18 protein-coding genes and 2 pseudogenes are annotated in these 24,848 nt (G+C 61.2%); 11 read left to right on the top strand and 9 right to left on the bottom strand.

The genetic code is table 11. The features are described from left to right. Window positions 1–17: 17 nt before the first annotated feature. Entirely contained in the window at window positions 18–1,007 is a 990-nt protein-coding gene (locus KI235_RS13755; protein WP_123350867.1) for an MBL fold metallo-hydrolase, read from the bottom strand. Between the two features lie 275 nt (window positions 1,008–1,282). Between KI235_RS13755 and KI235_RS13750 the strand changes: the two genes are divergently transcribed. Together KI235_RS13750 and KI235_RS13745 are read left to right on the top strand one after the other, a co-directional pair. Continuing rightward, window positions 1,283–1,705, top strand: a complete 423-nt coding sequence (locus tag KI235_RS13750) for a helix-turn-helix transcriptional regulator (protein WP_003201189.1) — start codon at window positions 1,283–1,285, stop codon at window positions 1,703–1,705. A 42-nt stretch (window positions 1,706–1,747) separates the two neighbouring features. Then, window positions 1,748–3,086 (top strand): annotated as a pseudogene (locus tag KI235_RS13745) (OprD family porin). 43 nt (window positions 3,087–3,129) lie between these two features. On the opposite strand, the gene KI235_RS13740 reads toward KI235_RS13745, so the two are convergent. Next, window positions 3,130–4,071: a LysR substrate-binding domain-containing protein gene (locus KI235_RS13740; RefSeq protein WP_003201185.1), complete on the bottom strand. Its 942-nt coding sequence runs from the start codon at window positions 4,069–4,071 to the stop codon at window positions 3,130–3,132. A gap of 93 nt (window positions 4,072–4,164) precedes the next feature. Between KI235_RS13740 and KI235_RS13735 the strand changes: the two genes are divergently transcribed. Then, complete coding sequence (locus tag KI235_RS13735) at window positions 4,165–5,136, top strand: amino acid transporter (RefSeq protein WP_028237066.1); 972 nt, start codon at window positions 4,165–4,167, stop codon at window positions 5,134–5,136. Here the strand turns inward: KI235_RS13735 and KI235_RS13730 are convergent, their stop codons facing one another. After that, entirely contained in the window at window positions 5,137–5,397 is a 261-nt protein-coding gene (locus tag KI235_RS13730; protein WP_003201181.1) for an Lpp/OprI family alanine-zipper lipoprotein, read from the bottom strand. A gap of 259 nt (window positions 5,398–5,656) precedes the next feature. Between KI235_RS13730 and ftsH the strand changes: the two genes are divergently transcribed. The 4 genes from ftsH (at window position 5,657) to KI235_RS13710 (ending at window position 10,716) form a co-directional block, all read left to right on the top strand. Continuing rightward, complete coding sequence (gene ftsH, locus KI235_RS13725) at window positions 5,657–7,483, top strand: ATP-dependent zinc metalloprotease FtsH (RefSeq protein ID WP_003201179.1); 1,827 nt, start codon at window positions 5,657–5,659, stop codon at window positions 7,481–7,483. A gap of 229 nt (window positions 7,484–7,712) precedes the next feature. Further along, entirely contained in the window at window positions 7,713–8,465 is a 753-nt protein-coding gene (gene fnr, locus KI235_RS13720; protein WP_003201177.1) for a fumarate/nitrate reduction transcriptional regulator Fnr, read from the top strand. A 129-nt stretch (window positions 8,466–8,594) separates the two neighbouring features. Next, entirely contained in the window at window positions 8,595–10,088 is a 1,494-nt protein-coding gene (arcD, locus tag KI235_RS13715; RefSeq protein WP_003201174.1) for an arginine-ornithine antiporter, read from the top strand. An 88-nt stretch (window positions 10,089–10,176) separates the two neighbouring features. Beyond that, a complete protein-coding gene (locus tag KI235_RS13710; RefSeq protein ID WP_027912285.1) occupies window positions 10,177–10,716 on the top strand; it encodes an Hsp20/alpha crystallin family protein in 540 nt (179 codons plus the stop codon). A gap of 197 nt (window positions 10,717–10,913) precedes the next feature. On the opposite strand, the gene KI235_RS13705 is transcribed toward KI235_RS13710, so the two are convergent. The 3 genes from KI235_RS13705 to KI235_RS13695 form a co-directional block, all read right to left on the bottom strand. Next, window positions 10,914–12,269: an MBL fold metallo-hydrolase gene (locus tag KI235_RS13705; RefSeq protein ID WP_212795809.1), complete on the bottom strand. Its 1,356-nt coding sequence runs from the start codon at window positions 12,267–12,269 to the stop codon at window positions 10,914–10,916. Between the two features lie 100 nt (window positions 12,270–12,369). Then, complete coding sequence (locus KI235_RS13700; RefSeq protein WP_003201170.1) at window positions 12,370–13,260, bottom strand: universal stress protein; 891 nt, start codon at window positions 13,258–13,260, stop codon at window positions 12,370–12,372. Between the two features lie 66 nt (window positions 13,261–13,326). Continuing rightward, window positions 13,327–15,699, bottom strand: coding sequence for a phosphoketolase family protein (locus KI235_RS13695; RefSeq protein WP_212795808.1), 2,373 nt, complete (start codon window positions 15,697–15,699; stop codon window positions 13,327–13,329). A 169-nt stretch (window positions 15,700–15,868) separates the two neighbouring features. On the opposite strand from KI235_RS13695, the gene KI235_RS13690 reads away from it, so the two are divergent. After that, window positions 15,869–16,852: a zinc-dependent alcohol dehydrogenase family protein gene (locus KI235_RS13690; RefSeq protein ID WP_212795807.1), complete on the top strand. Its 984-nt coding sequence runs from the start codon at window positions 15,869–15,871 to the stop codon at window positions 16,850–16,852. On the opposite strand, the gene KI235_RS13685 is transcribed toward KI235_RS13690, so the two are convergent. Beyond that, on the bottom strand, window positions 16,842–17,735 hold the full coding sequence (locus KI235_RS13685) for a universal stress protein (RefSeq protein ID WP_003201166.1): 894 nt from the start codon (window positions 17,733–17,735) through the stop codon (window positions 16,842–16,844). The two genes, KI235_RS13690 and KI235_RS13685, sit on opposite strands and share 11 nt — an antisense overlap. A gap of 246 nt (window positions 17,736–17,981) precedes the next feature. Between KI235_RS13685 and KI235_RS13680 the strand changes: the two genes are divergently transcribed. After that, window positions 17,982–18,545, top strand: a complete 564-nt coding sequence (locus KI235_RS13680; RefSeq protein WP_003201164.1) for a GNAT family N-acetyltransferase — start codon at window positions 17,982–17,984, stop codon at window positions 18,543–18,545. 51 nt (window positions 18,546–18,596) lie between these two features. On the opposite strand, the gene KI235_RS13675 is transcribed toward KI235_RS13680, so the two are convergent. Together KI235_RS13675 and KI235_RS13670 are read right to left on the bottom strand one after the other, a co-directional pair. Further along, window positions 18,597–19,508: a universal stress protein gene (locus KI235_RS13675; protein ID WP_003201162.1), complete on the bottom strand. Its 912-nt coding sequence runs from the start codon at window positions 19,506–19,508 to the stop codon at window positions 18,597–18,599. A gap of 100 nt (window positions 19,509–19,608) precedes the next feature. Beyond that, window positions 19,609–20,858, bottom strand: a pseudogene (locus KI235_RS13670) (DUF4010 domain-containing protein). A 257-nt stretch (window positions 20,859–21,115) separates the two neighbouring features. On the opposite strand from KI235_RS13670, the gene KI235_RS13665 reads away from it, so the two are divergent. Both KI235_RS13665 and KI235_RS13660 read left to right on the top strand, forming a co-directional pair. Then, window positions 21,116–22,039 carry a universal stress protein gene (locus KI235_RS13665; protein ID WP_003201159.1) on the top strand — a complete coding sequence of 308 codons (924 nt, stop codon included), beginning with the start codon at window positions 21,116–21,118 and terminating at the stop codon, window positions 22,037–22,039. A gap of 59 nt (window positions 22,040–22,098) precedes the next feature. Further along, a complete protein-coding gene (locus tag KI235_RS13660) occupies window positions 22,099–24,846 on the top strand; it encodes a cation-transporting P-type ATPase (RefSeq protein ID WP_013693157.1) in 2,748 nt (915 codons plus the stop codon). The last annotated feature ends 2 nt before the right edge of the window (window positions 24,847–24,848 follow it).

Here is a 24,848-nt window from a genome sequence, read left to right as displayed (position 1 = left end):
GCGCGAGCGATTGGATTTCACTCGATCATCGGCACCTTGGCTGCCCGTTGATAAGGCCCGTACTCGACCGGTACCCACTGGAAGTGCCCGCCCACTGCACTGATATGCCCTATCCCCGGAAACGGCAAATGCGCCGCTGTCACCCAGGTCCTGGTAGTGGCCGCGGCATTGAACACCTTGGCCCGGCTCTTGATTGCCTGTTGATTGTCGACATCAAAACGAATCGACACTTCAGGATGCTCGAACTGCACCGCCAGGTTATGCACCAGGTCCCCCATGAACAGAATGCTCTGGCCTTGGGAGGTAAACCGGTACGTGGTACTGCCGGGCGTATGCCCTGGCTCCAGCTCGGCGTCGACATCGGGCAGCGGCGACTGGCCGCTGGCGAAGGTCTTGAAGCGGCCGGCTGCCACATAAGGGGCGGTGGAATCCTGAGCGATCTTGAAGAATTCCCGGGCACCGGCCGGCGCCTTCGCCAGTGCCTGGGGATCGAGCCAGTAATCGGCTTCTGCCTTCGCGGCATAGACTGTAGCGTTGGCAAACAGCGGTTGCTGCTTGTCGTCGACCAGCCCGCACACGTGATCCAGGTGCAAATGAGTGAGCAAGATGGCATCGACCTGCTCCGGGCGATAACCGGCGGCCTGCATGTTCGCCGAGAGCATTCCAGCCGTGGCGCCGATACATTGGCCGGCACCGGTGTCCACCAGGATCAGTTGCCTACCGGTATTGACCAGAAAAGCGTTGAACGCGGTCTGCACCCCCGGCGTTTCAATCGAGCGACGGGCGAGCAAGGCGCGGATCTGGCTTTGGCTCAGGCCTTCGAGCAGCTTGGGCGACAGATCGTTGTAGCCATCGAACAGCGCCGTCACTTCGTAGTCGCCCACCGTCAAGCGGTAGTAACCGGGTACTTGAGTGCCCTGGAGCGGCGCCTGGGCCAGGGCGCCCAGCGATGTCAGCGCCAATGCCAGGCCCGCCCCGCGCAGTGTGCACGCCAGAGAATGCTTCATACCTTCACCTTGATCGAGTCAGAAGAACGGCCACTCATACACCAGCCGGAGAAGGTCATCATGCACTCGTCTCACACCGCAGAACTTGCAGGCATGTGCTGAGTGAGTACTGCGTCCGGTGCTGCACCTGAACGCAATTAACAACGTTTAACTCGCACGCTCGCGCCTCACACCCAAGAATGAAGCCCTCTGCCCAGACCTGTTTTCTCAAGCGGGAAGCTGGCCGTCCACCGTACGGTGCGCCCGGCATTTCCCACTGACACGGAGTTTTTGTCATGGCTCGTGCATCACACACCACCGTCAGGGCGGCCATCAAGCCAACGCGCAAAACCGGCACCGGGGGCCTGTCTCCCTGGCGCGAAAGCCTGGTCAAGAAAGTGATTCTCGACGGCCTTAGCGACACGCTGGAAATCACCGAACTGGCCAAGGCCTGCGCCCTGTCCCGCAGTCATTTTTCCCGAGCATTCAAATGCAGCACCGGCCAGTCCCCTCAAGCCTGGATCCGTAGCCAGCGCATCGCCCGGGCCAAGCAACTGATCCGGGAGACCGACTTGACCCTGACGCAAATCAGCCTGGAATGCGGGTTCTGCGACCAGGCGCACTTTTGTCACATCTTCACCCACAGCGAAGGCATCAATCCGTTTGCCTGGCGGTGTCGGGAACTGCGCGCTCAGCCGTACACACCTGGCTGCGCGTAGTACCGCCCCCTTCGCCCGCCCAATTTCACATGGAAATGAAGCATGTTGCCTGCACAACACCACTCAACCGTCACCCTGAAACCGCTCTGGCTGCTTGCCCTGCTCACCGGCAGCGCCGCACCGGCGATGGCAGCGCAGCTCGCGCAAAGCACGCCTGGCTTTCTCGACGGCGCGACGCTGGAAGTCCTCAGCCGCAACTTCTACCTCAACAATGACTATCGCACCCCGACACCGGCCGGCAAAAGCTACAAACAGGAATGGGCCCAGGGCTTCATCGCCTCGTTCGAGTCCGGCTTCACCCCCGGCACGATCGGCGTAGGCATCGATGCCCACGCGTTCCTGGGGTTGAAACTGGACGGCGGCAAGGGGCATTCCGGAACGGGATTGTTGCCGCTGGATGAGAACGGACGAAGCGAGGATCACTACTCCAGTGCGGGTGGCGCGCTGAAATTCAACACCTCACGCACCACCCTGGCGGTCGGCGAAATGACTGTGCAGAGCCCGGTATTCGACACCGCAGACAAGCGCCTGCAACCCGAATACGCCAGCGGCCTGCTGCTCTCCAGCCGCGAGGTCGAAGGGGTCGATCTGCAGGCGGGCCACTTCAGTGCGTTCAAGAATCAGGACGCCTCGACCAGCAAGGGTGACTTTTCCGGGTATGGGGCGACGACGCGCAACGGCGCCATCGACTTCATCGGCGCCGACCTGTTCACCGGCCAAGCCCTGGGCGGCGCGCTCTACGCCTCCGAACTGAGCGACACCTGGCGCCAGTACTATGCCAACCTGCATGCCACCCTTGGCGAACTGTTCCTTGACGGCAACCTGTATCACACCCGCGACTATGGCAAGGCCAACGCCGGGGCCATCGACACCACAGCTTATAGCCTGAGTGGCAAATACCGGCTCAATGCCCAGGCGTTCACCCTGGCCTATCAGAAAATCAACGGCGACACGCCCTTCGATTTCGTCGGCGGCGACTCCATCTACTTGGCCAACTCGATCAAATATGCCGACTTCAACGGCCCGGGTGAGCGCTCATGGCAAGCGCGCTACGACCTTGACCTGGGCACCTTGGGCGTCCCCGGCCTGAGCTTCATGGCCCGCTATGTGACTGGACGTAGACGGCAGCCATGCCCCCCAAGGCGGCGCCTACAACCTGTTCGATAGCGACACTGGCACTTACAGTCCGCAACAAGGCGCTGGCGGACGCCATTGGGAGCGCGACCTGGACCTGCATTACATCGTGCAGTCAGGCCCGGCCAAGGACCTGTCGCTGCAACTGTCCCATGTCACCCATCGCGCCAATAGCAGCCAGGGCGGCGATGACATCGACCGGCTGTATATCGTCATCCAGTACCCCCTCAAGCTGGGGCCGTTCTGACCCAGCCACAATGGATACCAATACTTTATCCGTCATGGCAGCTTCAACGGTTTAACCGCGACTGACCGAAGCCGGCCTGACGATCACTTCCCAATTCACCTTCAAGCCAGTCGAGCAGCGCGCTTACCTCAACCCGACCTTCCCCGCCCGGCCGGCTGAATACCGATATCGCATCAGGCAAAGGGACACTTTCTGCGCAAGGCCTCACCAACGCACCGCTCTCAAGCAGCCCTTGGGCGGTGCGCCGCCACCCCAATGCGATGCCATGCCCCTCGACCGCCGCCTGGAGCATCAAGGGGTAGCTATCGAACACCGAGCCCTCGGAAGAATTGTCGAACGACTGCCCAAACGCCTGGAACCAGGCACCCCACTGCATCCAATGAGGCGGCGTAGCGTGATAGTGCAAAAGGGTGTGGGACTTCAGGTCACGGACTTGCAACGCTTTGTGGGTACGCAGGTAATGAGGACTGCATACGGGAAACACTTCATCAGCGGCGGTAAACATCAAGCCATGGACGCCGCTGGGCCGTCCCGTGCTTTGCAGGGCCACGTCAAAATGCTCATTGAACTCAGTCAGCGGCCCGGTGGATGTGGCCACCTGTATCTCGATTTCCGGGTATCGCTGGTGGAACGTCGAGAGCCGCGGCATCAACCAATAGAACGCTTCACATAATTGGCACAGCAAAACGACGCGGTTTTTACCTGGCGATTGACGAAGGCTGACAGCACTGGCACTGATACTTTGCAACGCGTTACTCACCACACGGCCCAACTCACGTCCTTGGGGGGTCAGGAAGACGGCGCGGTTACGACGGCAGAAAAGCTTCAGCCCCAAGTCCTCTTCGAGCCCACGGATCTGCCGACTGATCGCCGCTTGGGTGATGTGCAGTTCCTCGGCGGCCTTGGAAAAACTCTCCAGGCGCGCAGCCGCTTCGAAGGGCAACAAGCTGGCAAGCGGCGGCAATGATTTTCCAAGGGTATTCATAATCAGAGGTAATGCATCCGGGGCCGAGAACTCGTTTGTAGCATAGCTGCGACGCTGTGCAACATGAGTTCAATGCCTTAAGGATATGCATGAATGCCCAATGCCTACTCGAACACCCTCGCCGGCGTGAGCCTTGCCGTCGTCGCGACGCTGAGCTGGGCGTTGAATTTCATTGCGCCTTACGTCGTCGGTGCCTACACGATCCACGATCTGATGATCATACGGTTCCTGATCGCCGGGGCGCTGGGCGTGGCTGTCGTGGTGGGCTATCGAACCCAGCTCCGGCGTATGCGTCGCAGCCAACTGCTACTTGGCGCCAGCCTGGGGGTCATCGGGTATCTCGGCTACAGCAGTTGCATTGCCGCAGGCGTCATGTTTGCCGGGCCGGTACTGACCCCGGCGTTTATTGGCATGGTGCCGATCCTGCAGGCACTGCTCGGCAACGCCACCCACAAAACCCTCCCATGGCGAAGGCTGGCGATACCGCTGGTTTTTTTAACGGGAGGGCTATTGCTGTCGAACATCAGCAGTATCCAGCAGCCCCTGAGCGACGACGGTTCATGGTTGACGGGCGTGTTTTTCTCGATCGGTGCGGTGCTCTTGTGGATCGTATTCAGTTGGTTGAACCAGGGCGCCTTGGTCAACCTGTCGGCCAGCGCTTCGGGGGCCTGGACCGGCCTCATGATGGTCGGCGCAGGGATCGGCACCTTGTGCTTGTTACCAGCAGCGCAAGCGTTTGATCTTCTCAAGCTGCCAAGCCTGGGTTTCAGTGTTTCCCTGGCGGGACACCTGTATGCCTGGGGTCTTGTGATTGCGCTGATGTCGTCAGTCATCGGGGCCTGGGCGTGGAACGCGGCGTCCCGTCGCCTTCCCATGGTGCTTTCCGGGCAGTTGATATCCCTGGAATCACTATTTGCCACACTACTGGGCCTGTTGTTTCATCAGCGGCTGCCAACGCTTCTAGAAGCGTCCGGTCTTACTGGCGTGCTGGTGGGGGTGATGATGGCAGTTCGTATCATTCTGACGTCCACTGTTCCTGATAGAAATGCCTCCTTCATCCGCTGATTACTTGCGCTTGGCCTTATCGGTCATCCGAGTGGCGCGGATGCTTGCCTCCTCGGCAGTACGTTGCGCCTGCTCGGACATTATCTCGGCCTGCTCAGCCTTCCTGTAGGCCTCATCCGCCCTGAGCCTTGCCGTCGCGGCGTTATTCTCCGCCGACTCCAGTCGGGCATCCACTTCTTGGGCGAGCTTGTTACAGCACCCGGCAGTGGTCGCCAGAAAAATGCTCATCAATACGACAGGTAAGTATCTATTCAAGGCCATGGTTATTTCCTCGGTTAAGCGCAGCAGGAAAAACGGCTAACAACTGGCTCGAGTATCGGGCAACACCCCCGGTGCACTCTGATCTTTGTCAACTGCATGGCTCGTCCGACATCCACACCGTGGCTCACTTGAACCTAGTTGATTTAGCTCAATGTCTTTGCAGCCCTCAGGCGTAGAAAAAGCAAACCGGGGAGCCTGCGATCTCCCCGACCATTTATGCACGGCCTGTTCATCCGAGGCCTTTTATTGAGTCGAGGCCATGAAAAAAACCCACCAATGGAACCTGTCCTACTTCTTCATTGCACTGGCCGTGTTCAGCCTTGTGCAGTTCCTGTTTTTCGAACGTCCCGCGGTGCAGGTCATCCCCTATAGCCAGTTCCTACAGCTGTTGAGCAATCAGAAGGTCAGCGATTTACGCGTCGAAAAAGAACACATCAGCGGCAAATTGCAGGAACCGATTGAGGGTCACAATCTGTTCTCGACCGTACGGGTCGATCCGGCTCTGGCAACGGACCTCGCCCAATCAGGTGTCGGTTTTACAGGCATCAACGAAAACACTTTTTTGAACGGTTTGCTGGGCTGGTTGCTGCCCTTCGTGCTGATCATGGCGGTCTGGCACTTCCTGTTTCGCGGGTTGGCCGAGAAGCAGGGCCTGGGCGGGCTGATGAACATTGGCAAGTCCCGCGCCAAGGTGTTCGTCGAACGCGATACCGGGGTGACCTTTGCCGATGTCGCCGGCATCGACGAAGCCAAGGTCGAGTTGGTGGAAATTGTCTCCTTTCTCAAGGACAAGGCGAAATATGCGCGCCTGGGCGCACACATCCCCAAGGGAACGTTACTGGTCGGCCCGCCCGGCACCGGCAAGACCCTGGTCGCCAAGGCCATCGCCGGAGAAGCTGGCGTGCCCTTCTTCTCGATATCGGGGTCGGAATTCGTCGAGATGTTCGTCGGTGTTGGTGCCGCTCGCGTGCATGATTTGTTCGAACAGGCCCGGCAGGCAGCGCCGTGTATCATTTTTATCGATGAACTCGATGCGCTGGGCAAAATGCGCGGCGTTGGCGCCTTCGGGGGCAATGACGAGAAAGAACAAACCCTCAACCAATTGCTGTCAGAGCTCGATGGGTTCGACCCGCGTGAGGGTGTCGTGCTGCTCGCGGCGACCAACCGCCCCGAGGTACTGGACCCGGCGCTGTTGCGAGCCGGCCGGATCGACCGGCAGATCCTGATCGATCGCCCCGACCGTAAAGGCCGCCAGGCGATCCTCAAGGTCCACCTTCAGAAAATCGTCACCGGCCAGGACCTCGATAGCGAGCGTATCGCCGACATCACCACCGGTTTTACCGGAGCAGACCTGGCCAACCTGGTCAACGAGGCGGCCATCATCGCCACTCGACGCGGTGCCGAAACGGTGAGCCTCGACGATTTCACCGCGGCGGTGGAACGCATCGTTGCCGGGATCGAACGCAAGGGCAGCCTGCTGCACCCCGATGAACGCCAAGTGGTGGCCTACCACGAAATGGGCCATGCCCTGGCGGCCAGCAACCTGCCGGACATGGACCCGGTCCATAAGGTCTCGATCGTGCCGCGCGCCATTGGCTCGCTGGGCTATACCTTGCAGCGACCGACGGAAGATCATTTTCTTGTCAGCTACCAGATGCTCAAGGACCGCATGGTCGTCCTGATGGCGGGACGTGCCGCCGAATGCCTGGCCTATGGCCAAGTCTCGACCGGGGCCGCCGATGACCTGGCCCACGCCACGGATATCGCCCGGCAGTTGATCACCCGCTTTGGCATGAGCACAGAGCTTGGCCTGGCGGTGCTGGAGCGCAAAAGTGCGAGCTACCTGGGCGAACGCATGGAAATCGGTGACAAGGACTATTCGGAACAAACCGCCAGGGAAGTCGACCTGGCTATTCGCGCCTTGCTCGCTGAAGCCTATCAACGCGCCAGCACACTGCTGGAAAGCCATCGGGAAGACCTGGACACCGGGGCCCATCTGCTGGTGGAAAAGGAAACCCTGACACCTGAAGAGTTTGCCCCGCTCCTGCCGCTTAAACACGCTGCGCTGACCTTGCGACTGGTTTGACAGCGCCTGACCGTTGATCGATCTGTCACGGCGTGAACGAATCCAACGCCCCCTGTACGCACACCCACGACGCAATAGCGTCATCTGCAAGCCCCATAGTGAAGGTTTGCACCCCCATCCTTTGTACCCGTTCTGCGTCTATCGACAGTCGGTAACACTTTAGGCCGACAAAAAACAAGCGCAGCTGCATTGTTCTTCTATGCTTGCACCAGATAAAGGAAATTTTTCCATGAGCGAGCTTGAACCGCGACTTCTGCACGTGCATGCGCTCAAGACCGCTTGCTCGAACTGCAGCGTGCTCGAACTGTGCCTGCCCATCGGCCTGACGGGCGGTGAAGTCGAGCGCCTGGACACGCTGATCGCCCAGCGGGTCAAGGTCAAGAAAGGCGCAGCGCTGTATCGCACCGGCGACCCGCTGCGCTCGTTGTATGCCGTGAGGTTGGGCTTCTTCAAGACCAGCGTCCTTTCGGTAGACGGTCGCGAACAGGTCACCGGTTTCCAGATGCAAGGCGAAATGCTTGGCCTGGACGCTATCAGTACCGATCACTACGCCTGCAATGCCATTGCCCTGGAAGACAGCGAAGTCTGCCCGCTGCCTTTCAACCTCCTGGAAAAACTGGCCCACGATTTACCGTCGTTGCAGCACAACCTGAACAAACTCCTGAGCCAGGAAATCGTGCGCGACCACAGCATGCTGTTGATGCTCGGCAACATGAACGCCGACGAACGCCTGGCGGCATTCCTATTGAACCTGTCCCAGCGGCTTAACATGCGCGGCTATTCCTCCAGGGAATTCGTGCTGCGCATGAGCCGCGAAGCCATCGGCTCCTACCTGGGCCTGCGCCTGGAAACCATCTGCCGGGGCATCGCCCACCTACGCCAGGAGGAACTGGTGGACATGCATGGGCGCAATGTCACCATTCTGGACTTGCCCGGCCTCAGGCAGAAGGTCGCCGGTTGCCATCGTCATTCCGAGCTGTAACGCCCGCCCTGCATGACATCTGATCTACATCAATACCCCCCAATGCCTACAGGTCGACATTAAGACTAGCGTTCGAACCTTTGTATCGACGAAGGTTACCGAACCTCCCGTCTCATGGAGGCTTTGATCATGGCAACGCACCTGCAAGGTACAAAACCGGTCATCCCGACCGTCACCCCCCACCCTTTGGCCGGCAGTTTGCGAAAGGTCGAGCCCCGGCGCCTGTCGCTGAGCCTGCTGATCGCCCTGGTCGTCGGTTCGATGATCGGCAGCGGCATCTTCAGCCTGCCCCAGAACATGGCAGCCAGCGCCGGTGCAGGGGCGATCCTGATCGGCTGGCTCATCACCGGCGTGGGCATGCTCTCGCTGGCCCTGGTCTACCAGACACTCTCCAACCGCCAACCGGAACTGGACAACGGTGTGTTCGCCTACGCCCGTGCCCTGGGCGGTGAATTCCTCGGTTTCAATTCGGCGTGGGGCTATTGGATCAGCGCCTGGATCGGCAACGTCAGCTACCTGGTGATTCTGTTCGCCGCGCTCAGTTACTTTTTCCCCGTGTTTGGCGAAGGCAATAACAAAGCCGCGATCCTCGGCGCGTCCGTGGTGCTGTGGGCGTTGCATTGGATGATCCTGCGCGGGATGCGCACCGCCGCCAAGGCCAACGCCCTGACCACGATCGCCAAGGTGGTGCCGTTGCTGTTGTTCATCGGGCTGGTCATTGCCGCTTTCTCCAAGGACACCTTCATGGTGGATTTCTGGGGTGCGCCGGCACTGGGCAGTACGCTGGACCAGGTCAAGAGCACCATGTTGGTGACGGTCTGGGTGTTCATCGGTATTGAAGGCGCCAACGTATTCTCCGCCCGGGCCGCCGAACGGGCCGATGTGGGCCGCGCCACCGTGATTGGCTTCGTCCTCACATTGTTGCTGCTGATCGCTGTTTCCCTATTGTCGTTGGGTGTCCTCAGACAGCCCGAACTGGCCGCGCTGAAGAACCCCTCCATGGCGGGTGTACTGGAAGCGGTGGCCGGGCCTTGGGGTGCGGTGCTGATCAGCATTGGCCTGATTGTGTCGGTGGGCGGCGCGTTGCTGGCCTGGACGCTGTTGGCAGCCGAATCGGTGTTCACGCCGGCCAAGGAAAAGGTCATGCCGCGCCTGCTGGCCACGGAAAACCAACATGGCGCACCGGCCAACGCGCTGTGGATCACCAACGGCTGCATTCAGCTGTTCCTGTTGCTGACCCTGTATTCGAGCGCCAGCTACCTGGCGCTGATTTCACTCGCCACCTCGATGATCCTGCTGCCGTACCTGTTCAGTGGCCTGTATGCACTGAAGATGACCTGGCAAGGCCAGACCTACGCCGGCCATCGCGGCCTGCAACTGCGCGACATGGCCATCGCTGTGGTCGCGACGGGCTATTGCGTCTGGCTGCTCTACGCTGCCGGCCCCCGGTACATGCTGCTCAGTGCCCTGCTCTATGCCCCCGGCTCGCTGATCTACCTGAGCGCCCAACGGGCCAGGACGGGCCGGGCCTTCAATGGGTTTGGCTGGGGCCTGCTGCTGGTGATCTGGGCGGCGGCGATTTTCGCCGGCTGGATGCTCTGGTCCGGCCAACTGTCTTTGTAGGTTCGCAAGCGTGCATTGACCCGTTCGGCGACGGTGCCTGGTCATCTGGCCAGGTACTCGCCCGGACATCACCAAAGAGGAAAATCAAATGTCCAATTCAGTGAAAAAAATGCCGGTCAAAACCGAAGAAAACGCGCCACATCCCGCCAAGACTGACCTCAGGCATCCATTTGAAAAGCTTCGCCAGCAGGTGGATCGCCTGTTCGATGACTTCAACCGGGGCACTGGGATTTCTCCATTCAGTCGCGGGTTGTTCGATGTCGAGCCCTTCTGGCGTCGCGAGTTCTCCACCAGCAGCCTGCCGGCCGTTGACATCAGCGAGAAGGAAAAGAGCTTTGAAATCACCGCCGAGCTGCCCGGCATGGATCAGAAAGACATCGAAATCCGCCTGGCCAACGGCAACCTGATCATCAAGGGGGAGAAAAAAGAAACCAGGGAAGAAAAGAAAAAGGGTTATCACCTCTCCGAGCGCCATTACGGTTCCTTCGAGCGCGTGTTCAACCTGCCAAAAGGCGTCGACAGCGACAAGATCGAAGCCCAGTTCAGCAAAGGCGTGCTGACGCTGACACTGCCAAAAAAACCCGAAGCACTGAAAGCGGAAAAGGTCGTGCCGATCAAGGCCGATTGATCGTTTTGAACCCTGCCCCTCGCCGGCCAACGACGAGGGGCTTTTTCATGCCTGCGCTTATTTCAGGCCGAATGCGTCGTTGAAGCGGCCGGCCCCTTCGCGAGCAGGCTCGCTCCCACACTGGGTCGTGGCGGGCACAGATCCGGCGGGCACAGAAAATCCTCTGTGGGAGCGAGCCTGCTCGCGAAGGCGGTGGGTCAGAGTTCGACGCTATCGCGGTACTCCGGGACCGACACCGACCAACCCAATTCATCGCAAATGCGGTGACGCAAGACATCGGACGCATTGGGTTCGCCATGCACGACATAGGTGTGCCGGGGTGGTGTCTTGAAGCCGCGCAGCCATTGCATGATTTCGTCGGCATCGGCATGGGCCGAGAGCGTTTGCATGGGCACCACTTCGGCGTTGATCGGCACATCCTTGCCATGGATGCGCACCGCAGGCTCGCCCGCCACAATCCTCGCACCTCGCGTACCGCCTGCCTGGAAACCGGGCATCAGCAAGGTGTTGATCGGGTTGGGCGCCAGGCTCTTGAGGTGGTGCAGCACGCGCCCGCCGGTGGCCATGCCACTGGCGGCGATGATCACCGCTGGGGTGCGTTGCAGGTCCAGCGCCATGGAGTCCTTGACCGAGCGCACCGGATGGGCGATGTGGCACATGCCTTCGCACTCTTCCCTGGAGAGACGATGCTCGTCGCCAAAGCGCTGGTACAACCGGGTGACGTCGATGGCCATGGGGCTGTTGAGGTAGATCGGGATATCGGGGATCGCCCGGCGTTGCTTCAGGCGATACAAGTGGTACATCAGCAATTGGGCACGACCAACCGTGAACGAGGGCACCAACGTGATGCCACGGCGCAGCGCGGTGCGAGTGATCACCTCTGCCAATTGGTCTTCCGGCGACTCGTGTGGGTGTCGACGGTCGCCATAGGTGGACTCCACCAGCAAGATATCCGCCTGCTCGACGACCTTCGGCGCGAACATCACCGGATCCTCGGGCCGCCCCAAGTCCCCGGAACACACCAGCGTCACCCCACCGGCCTGGACCTGTACCGTCGCGGCACCGAGAATGTGCCCGGCGCGACGCAGCAAGATGGTTATCCCCCGGGCGATCTCCACCGGATGTTCGAATGCAATCGGGCGCAGCAGTTTCAGCGCTCGCTCAGCGTGTTCACGGGTGTACAGCGGGAAGGCCGGCGCGTGCTTGGAGAAGCCCTTGCGGTTGGCGTATTCGGCTTCTTCTTCCTGCAGGCGGGCGCTGTCGCGCAGCAGGTTCTTCACCAGCTCGCAGGTCGCCGGCGAGGCATAGATAGGGCCGCGATAGCCATTACGCACCAGCACCGGCAGATAACCGCTGTGGTCCAGGTGGGCATGGGTCAGTACGATCGCATCCAGGTCACGCATCGGCAGTTCGAAGGGATCCCAGTTGTGCAGGCGCAATTGTTTGTAGCCCTGGAACAGGCCGCAATCGATCAGGATGCGCTGATCGTCGTGTTCCAGCAGGTACTTGCTGCCGGTGACCGTACCGGCGGCCCCGAGAAATGTCATGCGCATGGCGGTGCTCCTGGACAATCGATAATAGGTCTATTGGTCCCATTGTTTGACCTCGTTGCCGTTGATCTTTGTCAACAGCTCAGCGGTCAAGTCCGATTCATCACACCGCCAGAACACTGCACGACACCTGGTAGAGGATGTGTTCGGTCGTGCTGCCCAGCAGCCCATACAGATCGTCGTGCTGGAATCGCCCCATGACGATCACGTCCACTTCATGCTCCAGGGCAAATTCACTCAGGGCCGAGACCGGATGCCCAAGCAGAAAATGCCTGCGCTCGGCCGGCACACCAAACAGGTTCGCCAGTTCCAGGAAGGTTTTTTCCAGGCTCCTGCGCAGTTCCTTGCTGAGCTGCGACAGCGACAGGCCGCCACCGCCGACATCCCCCAGATAGACTGACGACACCTCATAAGCGTGAACCAGATGCAGCTCGGCGTCGCACTGCAAGGCCAGCCCCATTGCCTGGCGGATGATCCGGTCGTTCAGCCCGCTGTTCTGGGCAAACGCACTGGAAGGGTCCACCGCCGCGACCACGGTGCGCGGCAGCGCATGACCGGTGGCCCCCACCAGGTACATCGGCACCGGGCAGTTGCGCAGCAGTTGCCAGTCCAGCGGGGTGAAAAATGCCCGCTTGAGCATGGGCTCGTGTTGTACCTGCTTGATCAGCAGATCCGGCTGGATCTGCGTAACGTGTTGCAGGATCTGCTTGCCCATCTTCTGGGCCCATTCCACCTCAGTGGTGACCCGCAGGCCACGGCGACGCATCTTGTCCGCCTCATCCTCCAACCAATGGCGATGATCCTGGAGATAGTTCTGCCGCGCCTCCTCACGGGGCCTCTCTTCAAGCAGCGAAAGAATGTCCAGCGAGGGAATCAAGGCGATGACATGCAAGTGCGCCCCGCTGGCCGCCGCCAGGGCCGCGGCGTGATGCAGGGCGGGCGAATGACGTTGTGCCGGGTTGAGGATCAGCAACAGGCGTTGGTACTGGCTCATGATGGGTCTCCAAAGTCGGGCTCGAACGCCACGGCGCAGCGTCGATGCCATGAGGCATGTTGGCCGTCATTGCGGCGTCGGCGCCCAGCGCCAATTCAAGACTTCGGGCATGTCCTGCCCATGCTCGATGAGGTACAGCTGATGCTTTTCCATGGTTGCCCAGTAGCGATCCCGAGCGCTGTCCACCAGCGGCTGCAAGCGTGGCACGCGCTGGATGACATCGAGCGCCAGTTGGTAGCGATCCAGGTGGTTGATGACCGCCATGTCGAACGGCGTAGTGGTGGCGCCCTCCTCCATGAAACCGCGGACATGGAAGTTATCGTGGTTGTGACGCTTGTAGATCAGCCGATGGATCAGCGACGGATAGCCGTGGAAGGCGAAAATCACTGGCTTGTCCACGGTAAACAACCCATCGAACTCGGCGTCCGGCAATCCGTGGGCATGCTGTTGCGGCGGTTGCAGGGCCAGCAGGTCGACGACATTGACCACTCGCACGCGCAGGTCTGGCACGTATTCACGCAGCAGCGTGACAGCGGCCAGGGTTTCCAAGGTTGGCACGTCACCGGCACAGGCCATCACCACGTCCGGGTCTTCGTCGTTGTTGCAGGCAAAGGCCCAGCGACCGATCCCGACCGAGCAGTGCCGAACGGCCGAATCGATGTCCAGCCACTGCCATTCCGGCTGTTTACCGGCCACGATCACATTGATGTAATCGCGGCTCTTGAGGCAGTGATCGGCAACGGACAACAGGCAATTGGCGTCTGCTGGCAGGTAGATACGCACCACGTCAGCGCTCTTGTTCGCCACAAGGTCGATGAACCCCGGGTCCTGATGGGAAAAGCCGTTGTGGTCCTGACGCCAGACATGGGACGTGAGCAGGTAATTGAGCGAAGCAATCGATGCGCGCCACGGGATCTGGGCGGCGGTCTTGAGCCATTTGGCATGCTGATTGAACATCGAATCGACGATGTGGATGAACGCCTCGTAACAGGAAAACAGCCCATGCCGGCCAGTCAGCAAATAGCCCTCCAGCCAGCCTTCGCACACTTGCTCGCTGAGAATTTCCATCACCCGGCCGTCGCACGCCAGGTTCGTATCGCCCGCCTCCAGGGCCGCCATCCAGGTCTTGCCACTGACCTCGTACACCGCATCAAGGCGATTGGAGGCGGTTTCGTCGGGACCGAACAGGCGGAAATTGCCTGCCCGCAGGTTGTGCTTCATCACATCACGGACAAAACCACCCAACACCCGGGCGGCCTCTGCCTGCACGCTGCCGGGCGCGCTGAATTGCACGGCGTAATCGGTGAACCGAGGCAGTTCCAAGGGTTTGAGCAGCATGCCGCCATTGGCATGGGGATTGGCGCCCAGGCGCCGATGTCCCGTCGGCGCCAACGCGGCAATGTCCGGGAGCAACGCCCCGTTGTCGTCGAACAATTCCTGCGGACGGTAGCTCTGGAGCCATTGTTCCAGTTGCGTCAAATGCACGGGCAGCTCGAAGTGGCTAAGCGGCACCTGGTGGGCGCGCCAGGTGCCTTCAACCTGCTGGCCATCGACGAATTTCGGACCGGTCCAGCCCTTGGGCGTACGCAACACCAGCATCGGCCAGAGCTGGCGTTCCAGGGTACGTCCCGACGAATCCGCACGGGCCATGCGCTGGATTTCGCGAATCTTGAGCAACATGCCGTCCAGGGTCCTGGCCAACTGCTGGTGCACCGCTTGCGGATCGTCGCCTTCGACAAAATAAGGATCGTAGCCGTAGCCATACATCAGGGCCGACAGTTCGTCTTCACTGATGCGCGAAAGCAGCGTGGGGTTGGCGATCTTGAAACCGTTGAGATGAAGAATGGGCAGTACCGCACCGTCACGCCTGGGGTTGAGGAATTTGTTGGAGTGCCAGCTTGCCGCCAACGTGCCGGTTTCGGCCTCACCATCGCCGATGACGCAAGCCACGATCAGGTCAGGGTTGTCGAACGCCGCGCCATAGGCATGGGCCAGGGAATAACCCAACTCTCCACCTTCATGGATGGAGCCGGGAATCTGCGCCGAGACATGGCTGGATAAGCCATAAGGCCAGGAAAACTGCCGGAACAGGCGCAGCATTCCGTTTTCGTTCTGCTCCACCGAGGGATAACACTGGGTGAAGCTGCCCTCCAGGTAACTCTGGGCGACGATGGCCGGGCCGCCATGACCGGGGCCGGTGATCAGGATCATGTTCAGGTCACGGGACTTGATCAGGCGATTGAGGTGCACGTAAATCAGATTCAGCCCCGGCGTCGTGCCCCAGTGTCCCAGCAGGCGCGGCTTGACGTGATCGCGCTGCAGCGGTTTGCGCAGCAACGGGTTGTCCTTGAGGTAGATCTGCCCCACGGCCAGGTAATTGGACGCACGCCAGTAGGCGTCAATGCCTTCCAGTTGGTCGGGGCTGAGAAAATCGCTCATCACGTCCTCCACAAAAAACAGGGTTGCCATGCCTGATTCTGGAACGCGGGAATAAGGGTGACTTGATTTACATCAGAACCAGGGACGCTAAGGTCATACAAGGTGCTTGCTCGATGCCCTGGCGCCGCTCACTGGCATGGCGAGCGCCCATTCACACAGGAGAATGCTCATGCGCGCCATGGTCCTGCACACGATTGGTCAACCCTTGCAACTGGAGGAACGTCCCCAACCGACGCCGGCCGCCGGGCAAATGCTGATCAAGGTGCAAGCCTGCGGTGTGTGCCGCACCGACTTGCATCTGTTCGACGGTGAACTGCCCCAGGCCCGGTTGCCTCGGGTGCCGGGCCACGAGATTGTCGGTGAGGTCACCGCCGTTGGCGCGCAAGTTGCCTCGGACTGGATCGGCCGACGGGTGGGCGTGCCCTGGCTGGGGTGGACGTGTGGCGTGTGTGAGTTCTGCCGCTCGGGCCGGGAAAACCTCTGCGACCAGGCGCTGTTCACCGGCTGCCAGTTGGACGGCGGTTATGCCGACTACACCGTTGCCGACGCGTGGTTCTGCTTCCCTCTGCCCGATACACTGGAGGCCGCCGAAGCCGCACCCCTGCTGTGTGCAGGGCTGATCGGTTTCCGGGCCTTGCAGATGGCGCAGAACGCCCCTCACTTGGGCCTTTATGGCTTCGGCGCCGCTGCGCACCTGGCGATCCAGGTCGCCGTGGGCCGGGGCCAGCAAGTCTATGCCTTCACTCGCCCCGGTGATGACAGCGGCCAGGACTATGCCCGTTCGCTGGGCGCGACCTGGGCCGGAGCATCGGACCAGCTCCCGCCACACCTGCTCGACGCCAGCCTGATCTTCGCCCCCGTCGGCGAACTGGTGCCGCTGGCCTTGCAAGCCACCGCCAAAGGCGGTTGCGTGGTGTGCGCCGGCATTCACATGAGCGATATCCCCACCTTTCCCTATCGCCTGTTGTGGCAGGAGCGCAGCGTGCATTCAGTAGCCAACCTGACCCGCGCGGACGGCGTGGCGTTTTTCGAGCAGATCCAGCGTACGCCCGTGCATTGCAACGTGACCTGCTACCCATTGGTCCAAGCCAACCAGGCCCTGGAGCGCCTGAGGAGCGGACAGGTCAACGGGGCTATCGTACTTATCCCTTGACCGCCAGCACACTGCCCGGCACCGAATACAAGGCGCGTTCTGTCGTGCTGCCAATCAAACGCTCAAGACCGGCGCGGTGCACAGTGCCCATCACCACCACGTCGGCCTCGAATTCGTCGATGAACTCACGGATGACCGGCACCGGCAGGCCAACGACAAAGTGCCGACGTTCCGCCGGTACGCCACAGCGCTCGGCCAGGCTGATAAACGCCGCATGCAGCGATTCGCGCAGGGCGTCGGCAAAGTCGTCATCCCAGGCACCGGCCAGCAACGAGGTTTCGCCATTGAAGGCCGGCGACAGGTCGCAGGCATACAGCAGATTCAACGAGGCGTCACATTGCCGGGCCAGCGCGTCGGCAGTCTGGACGATGTGCTCGTTCAAGGCATTGGCCTCGGGGTCCGAGGGGTCCACCGCCGCCACGACCCGGCGCGGCAAGCCGTGTACCGCCTGGTTGACCAGATGCACCGGCACCGGACAGTCGCGCAACAAATGACAGTCAAGGGGCGTGGCGAACACGCGCTTGAGCAAAGGTTCGAGGGTGACGTCCTTGATCAACAGGTCAGGTTGGAACTGCTCGACATAGCGCAGGATGTCCAGCAACGGATGGAGCGTCCACACCACGTGAGTCGTCACATCCAGGCCTTCCTCCTTGAGCAGCTCCGCCTCTTCTACCATCCAGCGACGGTAGTGGTGCAAATAGCGCTGCACACTCGCTTCGTCGGTTTTCTCACCCCACAAGTGGGTACGCGCCGGCGGCTGGACGAAAGCGCACAAATGCAGCGCCGCGCCGCTGGCCCGGGCCAGGGCACAGGCCCTGCGCATCGCTGCGGAGGGGTGCAGATCCGGTTCGACGATCAATAGCAGACGCTGGTATTGCCCCATCGCACACCTCCATCGGGCAGATCGACTCAGACCCGAAACCTTGCACCGGCCTTTTCCGGCGCGATCTTCAGCGTGCGCCCATCAAGGCCCCGGACGGTTTGATCTGAATCAAAGGCAGGGCAATCGATGGACGGATACGCGGGCACTGATCCAGATCAGAATCGATCGCCGTGGCGGGCGTAGAACAGTACCGAATGCGTAGCTATTTATCGCACCGCACGTGCACATCCGAGGGAGGATCGCACCATGCTTACTGTCAAAGACCACAACGAACGCGCCGCTGCCCTGTATGCCAGCATCAGTGGCAAACACTGGATCCAGGCACTCAAGGACGGCCGGCATGTCTTGATCCGCCCGCTCAGGGAGCAGGACCGCCAGCGCGAATACGACTTCATCATGCGCCTGTCACCGGAGTCCCGGCACATGCGCTTCCTGGCGCAGATCAATGAGCCAGGCGCGGCGCTGCTCGATCAATTGATGGATGTCGACTGCAAGACGCACATGGCCTACATCGCCCTGGTCCATGACAACGGCGAGTTGATCGAGATCGGGGTCAGCCGCTATTGCTCGACCCAGGAACACGAATGCGAGTGCGCAGTGACGGTCGCCGACCCTTGGCAACACCTGGGGCTGGGGACGTTATTGATGGAGCACCTGATCGACACCGCGCGTAAAAACGGCTACCGCCAGATGTACTCCGTGGACGCGGCCAGCAATGCCCCGATGCGGGACTTGGCCCATAGCCTGGGTTTTGAAACCCACAGCGATCCCGACGACACCCGGCAGGTCATCCACCGGCTCTACCTTTAGCTCCGGGCGCCGCGCGAGGCCTTGGTATGGCCTCGCGCAGCGTTGCTCCAATCACACTTGCGGCTTGATCGCCAACACGCTGCAAGGCGCCCGTTGCAGCAGCAGCTCGGCGGTGGTGCCCAGGCGCTTGTCCAGGCCACGATGCTCCGTGGTGCCCATGACGATGACATCGATCTGGTGATCGCTGGCGAACGTGCAAATGCTGTTCAGCGGCGCCCCTTCGATGAAGTGGCGCTGCTGCGGTGCAACCCCATGCCGTTCGGCCAGGGACTCGAACACCTCATGCTGTGCCTGGCCCAACGCTTCATAGAGCCCGGTGGCCAGGGGCAGCGCACCAATGCCCATGTCCGAGGCGTAGACAGCCGTCCAATCGAAGGCGTGCAGCAACTCGACCTGGGCGTTGCATTGTTCCGCCAGTTTGACCGCGGCGTCGACGATCTGGTCGTTGAATACCAGGTCCTGATCCTCGCTGCGCAGCACGTCGACAATCGCCAGGATCCGCCGAGGCCGCGGGTTACGCGAATCCGTGACCAGATGCACTGGCACCGGGCAGTCACGCAGCAAGCGCCAGTCCAGGGGCGTGAAAAACACCCGCTTCATCGCCGGTTCCGGCTGCGCGTCCTTGATGATCAACGCCATCGGCATCTCCTTGACGTATTGCTGCAAGGCTTGGAAGGCATCCTTGCTCCAAACCACCTCGCAGGTCACCTCGACGCCGTGCCGGCGCGCCAGTTCGGCCTGTTGCCACAGCCAATGCCGGTGGGTTTCCAGATAACCCTCACGCGCTTGCTTGACCTGCTCCGGGGCGAACAGACCGGCCACCGAGAGCAACTCCAGGTAGTCGAACGCCACGATGTGCAGGGGCAGGTCCAGCGCCAGGGCCAACTCGGTGGCGCGGTCGAACGCCGGCGTACGGATCATGGCGTCAGGCGCCACTAGCAATAAACGTTGAGTCTGGGACATGGAACACCTCGGCACGTGGCGACAGCCACTTAAAGGATTGAGGGTTCCAGAATGAACATATGCCAGGGACGGGACTTGATCTTTATCAAACGGCCATCATTCAGGCTGACAAACTCGGGAGCAACAGCCCCACCCACATTGCCAGCGTTATCAGCACCTGGCCGGGAATTACATACGCGGCAAACCTCCGTCCGCCGCTGAGCCAGGCCACCACGCACTTGCTCAGGGAGTTGCTGCTAAACGCGATCAAGATCGGCACGGCGACGCCGTCGAAGGGCAACAACCCGCCCTTGGCCAGGGAAGCGATGGAGGCTGTCGAGGCGTGGGCGTCGAGCAACCCGCTGAAAATCGCGGTGACGGTCACCCCGGCCTGGCCAAACGCATCGAGCATTGCCGACGAGAGGACGGTGATAGCGGTCATCGCCAGGACCATCGTCACCGCCAGCTTGAGGCTGAAGGCACCGCCATGCTTGATGGGCTCATCGGCCCGCGCCCTTGGGCGGGGAAACATCAGCACGCCGGCGTAGAGCAATACCATCAGCATCCCGCACAACAGCGGGCCCCACATCCAACGCAACAGCGCGGGGTCCACGGCCGTGAGGATCAGGCCCATTTGAACCACCGTCGCCAGGTTGGATAACACTGCCGCGGCGCTCACCACCTTGAGATTGATCGGGTCTTTGGCCGCGATGCCACCCATGGTCGCGACCGTCACCGTGGCGGAGGCGAATCCAGAGGCAATCGCACTGAGAGCGTAGCCATAGCGGGTCCCCAGGGTTCGAACCGCGACATGCCCCAGTGCACCCACCGCCATCAGCATAACGGTGAGCGTGCACAGGTTGCGCAGGTTGATTGCGTCATAAGGTCCGAGGAAGCGATCCGGCGCCAGCGGGAGCACGACCAGCGCGGCGATCAACAGCACCAGGCCATCGCGCATCTCGGTAGCGGTCAACTGCTTGCGGGCAAAGTGGTGCAACGCCTGGCGGCTGGCGAGCAGCCCGGCCATCACCACCCCAATCGCGGTCGCCAGGCCCGGGGCGCTCGCACAGAGCGCGCCCAGTGCCAATACCGCGAACAAGGCCACCTCGCTGGTAATCCCGGGGTCCTTGTCGAGGTTTCGCCAATAGGCCACGGTCACCAAAGCGCCCAGGGCAAGGGTCATGCCCCCAGTAACAGGGGGCCGCCCGCCTGGACCGCCAGGTAGCCGAGCACGGACGTGATGGCGAAGGTGCGCAAACCGGCGAAGTCGCGCCGGTCGCCCTCGCCTTTGCGTCGTTCGCGCTCAAGCCCCACCAGCAGGCCGATTCCCAGCGCGGCGGCGGCATTGGCGAAGGCCAGGGTTTCAGTCATGGTTACGGCTCCCTGGCACTGTCTGCGGTTGTCACTCAATCCAGCGGTCCGAGCCGGCTGCACTCGTGCCCTGGGGCGACTGATCATGCTCAAACATAGCGCGATTGCCTCGCCGTTGCCGCCTTCAATTCAACGCTTTGCAGCGTGTTTGATGCAAATCAAGTTAGCGAGCTCTATGGCGCTCATGATCAATGACAGACACCACGCCGCGCGAAACCTCGCCCGGCGCCAACAGGTCCTTGCCCGGGAGGTTTGTCATGTCTACGCAATCACGCTTGATGCTGGTCGTCTCGCCACTGATGGAACACAGCCCGGCGTTCGACCGGGCTGCCGCACTGGCCAAGGCCGAAGGCGCGGCGCTGCACATCGTCGCTTTTGACTACCTCGAAGGCCTGGCCACGGCCGGCCTGGTCAACGAGCAGGCGCTGGAGCAGATGCGCCTGGGCTACATCGAGCGCCATCGGCAGTGGCTGGAAGAACAGGCCAGGCCCCTGCGCAACCTCGGTATCGAGGTCACGACAGAAGTGACGTGGGTCGAGCGCCCCTTGCAGGAGATCCTGGTCCACCTCAAGGAAGCGCCTATGGATGCGCTGATCAAGTCGGTGGACCCCGAGTCGTGGTTTTCCCGACTGATGTTCACGCCGCTGGACGTGCATCTGCTGCGCGAATGCGAGGTTCCACTGCACTTCGTCAACAAGGTCACCCACGCCCGTCCGCGCAAGATCCTGGCGGCCATCGACCCGTTCCATCAGGACGGCCGCTACGAAGGCCTCAATGATCGGATCCTGAGCGAAGCGAACAAGCTGGCCACCAGCTGCGACGCGACGCTGGAAGTCATCTACGCCTATGACCTTTCGTCTATCACTGCCGCTGAATACGGCTTTGGCAACGGTTCGATGTTCTTCTCCTCGACCCTGGCCCGCCAGCTCTACGAGTCCCAGGGTGCGGCCTTCGATGCACTGGCCGAACGCAATGGCATCGCCCCGGACCAGCGACGCATGATCATGGGTGACCCGGCCAAGGTGCTGGCGAGCTACGCCGCGTCCCATGACATTGATGTCATCGTCATGGGGCGCGTGCGCTATGGCAGCCTGGACAAGCTGATCGGCAGCACCGTCGAAGGCCTGCTGTACAAGATGCCCTGCAGCCTGTGGGTGATTGCGCCGCAGCAAGTTGGCTGAGGCAGACCTGCGCAGATGGCCTGTAGAACAACCGCTCCGTACCCACAGGAACGCGGCTGATGAACCGACCGAGCAACATACCAGCGGCGCACCCGACAACGCCCTCGCAGGGCCTGGCCTGGTACACGTTGCCCGCCGAACAGGCGCTCAAACACCTTGGTGTCGATGAGCAAGCCGGGCTGGACATCGCCGAAGTCCAGGCCCGGCTTGAGCGTACGGGGTTCAACCGGTTGTCAGCGTCAACCCGGCGGCCAGCGTGGCGGCGATTTCTGCTGCAATTTCATAACATCCTGATTTATGTGCTGCTCGGTTCCGCTGCAATCACCGCAACGCTGCAACACCTGTGGGACACGGTGGTCATTCTCGCTGTCGTGGTGGCCAATGCGATCATTGGCTATGTCCAGGAAGGCAAGGCCGAACAGGCCATGGATGCCATCCGCAACATGCTGGCGCCCCGTGCAACGGTGATACGTGCCGGCGAACGCCTGGGCATCGCCGGCGAAGAACTGGTACCCGGCGATATCGTCTTGCTGGAGGCTGGCGACAAAGTCCCGGCGGATCTGCGCCTGCTACATGCCAACCGGCTCCAGGTGCAGGAAGCCATCCTGACCGGAGAGTCCGCACCGGCTGAAAAAAATACCGAGCCGGTACGCATCGAAGCAGCCCTGGGTGATCGTGCCTGCATGGCCTTCAGTGGCACCCTGGTGACCTGCGGACAAGCAACAGGGGTCGTTGTCGCCACGGCAACCTCGACTGAAATCGGGCGCATCAGCAACCTGCTGTCGGCAGTGGAGCCACTGACAACACCCCTGATACAGCAAATGGATGTCTTCGCCCGCTGGCTGACGCTATTGATTTTGCTGATCGCCGGCCTGCTACTCGCTTATGGCCACTTTGTCGGGCATTACGTCTTCACCGAGATATTCATGGTCGTGGTGGGCATGTCGGTCGCGGCCATACCCGAGGGGTTGCCCGCCGTACTCACCATCACCCTGGCGGTGGGCGTGCGGGCGATGGCCCATCGCAACGCCATCGTTCGGCGCCTGCCGGCCATCGAAACCCTGGGCTCGGTATCAGTCATCTGCACGGACAAGACCGGCACCCTCACCCGTAACGAGATGATGGTGGCATCCGTCGTCACCAGTGACCTGACCTTCACGGTCGACGGTGTCGGCTACCAGCCTTCGGGCAACATGAACCTTGCCGATCAGTTGATCGATACCTCCCATCACCCGGTGCTGGCCGAACTGGGGCGCGCGACCAGCCTTTGCAATGACGCAAGCTTGAGGCAGCACGAAGACACCTGGAAAGTCGAAGGGGACCCCATGGAGGGCGCACTGCTGGTGTTTTGCGCCAAGGCCGGCATCAACGACGAGGAGGAACGCGGCACCTGGGCCCGCACCGATGCCATTCCGTTCGACGCCAAACACCGCTTCATGGCGACACTGCATCACAACCATGACCGGCAAGCGGCGATTTATGTCAAAGGCGCGCCGGAGCAGATTTTGACCATGTGCACGCGCCAACGTAGCAGCACAGGGGCAACAGCCCCGCTCGATGCCGACTATTGGCACGCGCAGGCCAATGCCATCGCCCGCAAAGGCCAACGCGTGCTGGCGCTCGCCGTCAGGTCCGTCCCACCCGAACACGCCATCCTGGAATTTGCCGATGTGCAAGGGACACTGACCTTGCTTGGCCTGGTAGGAATGATCGACCCGCCCCGCCCGGAAACGATCCAGGCGATCAAGCAATGCCAGGCGGCCGGCATTGTCGTGAAGATGATCACAGGGGACCACGCCGGCACCGCCTGCGCCATCGGTGATCAGATCGGCCTGGACAACCCCGACAAGGTACTGACTGGCAACGACCTGGACGCCATGAACGATGCCACCCTCAGGGAATCGCTCAAGCAAGTGAACATCTTCGCGCGCACCAGCCCCGAACATAAGCTGCGGCTGGTGACGTTGCTGCAACTCAACGGCATGACCGTGGCCATGACCGGCGACGGCGTCAACGACGCGCCAGCGCTCAAACGCGCAGATGCCGGCATCGCCATGGGCGGCAAAGGCAGTGAAGCGGCCAAGGAAGCCGCGGACCTGGTCCTGGCGGACGATAACTTCGCCTCCATCGTGGCCGCTGTGCGTGAAGGCAGGACGGTCTATGACAACATCAAGAAAGTCCTGAGCTGGACGTTACCCACCAATGCGGGCGAGACAATGACCCTGATTGTCGCGCTGCTGTTTGGCCTTACATTGCCAGTCACGGCGATACAGATCCTGTGGATCAACCTGATTACCGCCATCACGCTGGGTATCGCGCTGGCGTTCGAACCGACCGAAGACAACACCATGCGCAGGCCTCCGCGCTCACGAGAGGAGCCGTTGATCAGCGGCGCACTGGTCTGGCATATGGTGCTCGTTTCCATTCTGTTCCTGTGCGGCGTCTACGGCATTTTTACCTATGCCCTGGACCGAGGCTACTCCGTCGAACTGGCTCGCACCCTGGCGGTGAACACCTTGGTCGTGATGGAAATTTTCCATCTGTTCTTTATCCGCAATCTCTACGGCACGTCGCTGACCTGGAAGGGCCTTCGAGGTACGAAGGTTGTGTGGGCGACCATCGCGGTGGTGACCGTCGCTCAGTTCGCCATCACCTACGCGCCGCCGCTGCAAACCGTGTTCGCGACCCAAGCGGTTCCCTTCAAGGACGGACTGCTGATCATCGCGGTGGGCATCGCGCTGTTCGCCATCATCGAAATTGAAAAACAGCTTCGACTGCGTTTAACCGAGTCCGATCGTCAACCGTGACG

The organism is Pseudomonas sp. St386, from assembly GCF_018325865.1.
GTDB classification, from domain to species: domain Bacteria; phylum Pseudomonadota; class Gammaproteobacteria; order Pseudomonadales; family Pseudomonadaceae; genus Aquipseudomonas; species Aquipseudomonas brassicacearum.
The sequence above is the reverse complement of the archived record's forward strand: the minus strand, read 5'-3'. Positions and strand labels throughout refer to the sequence as shown.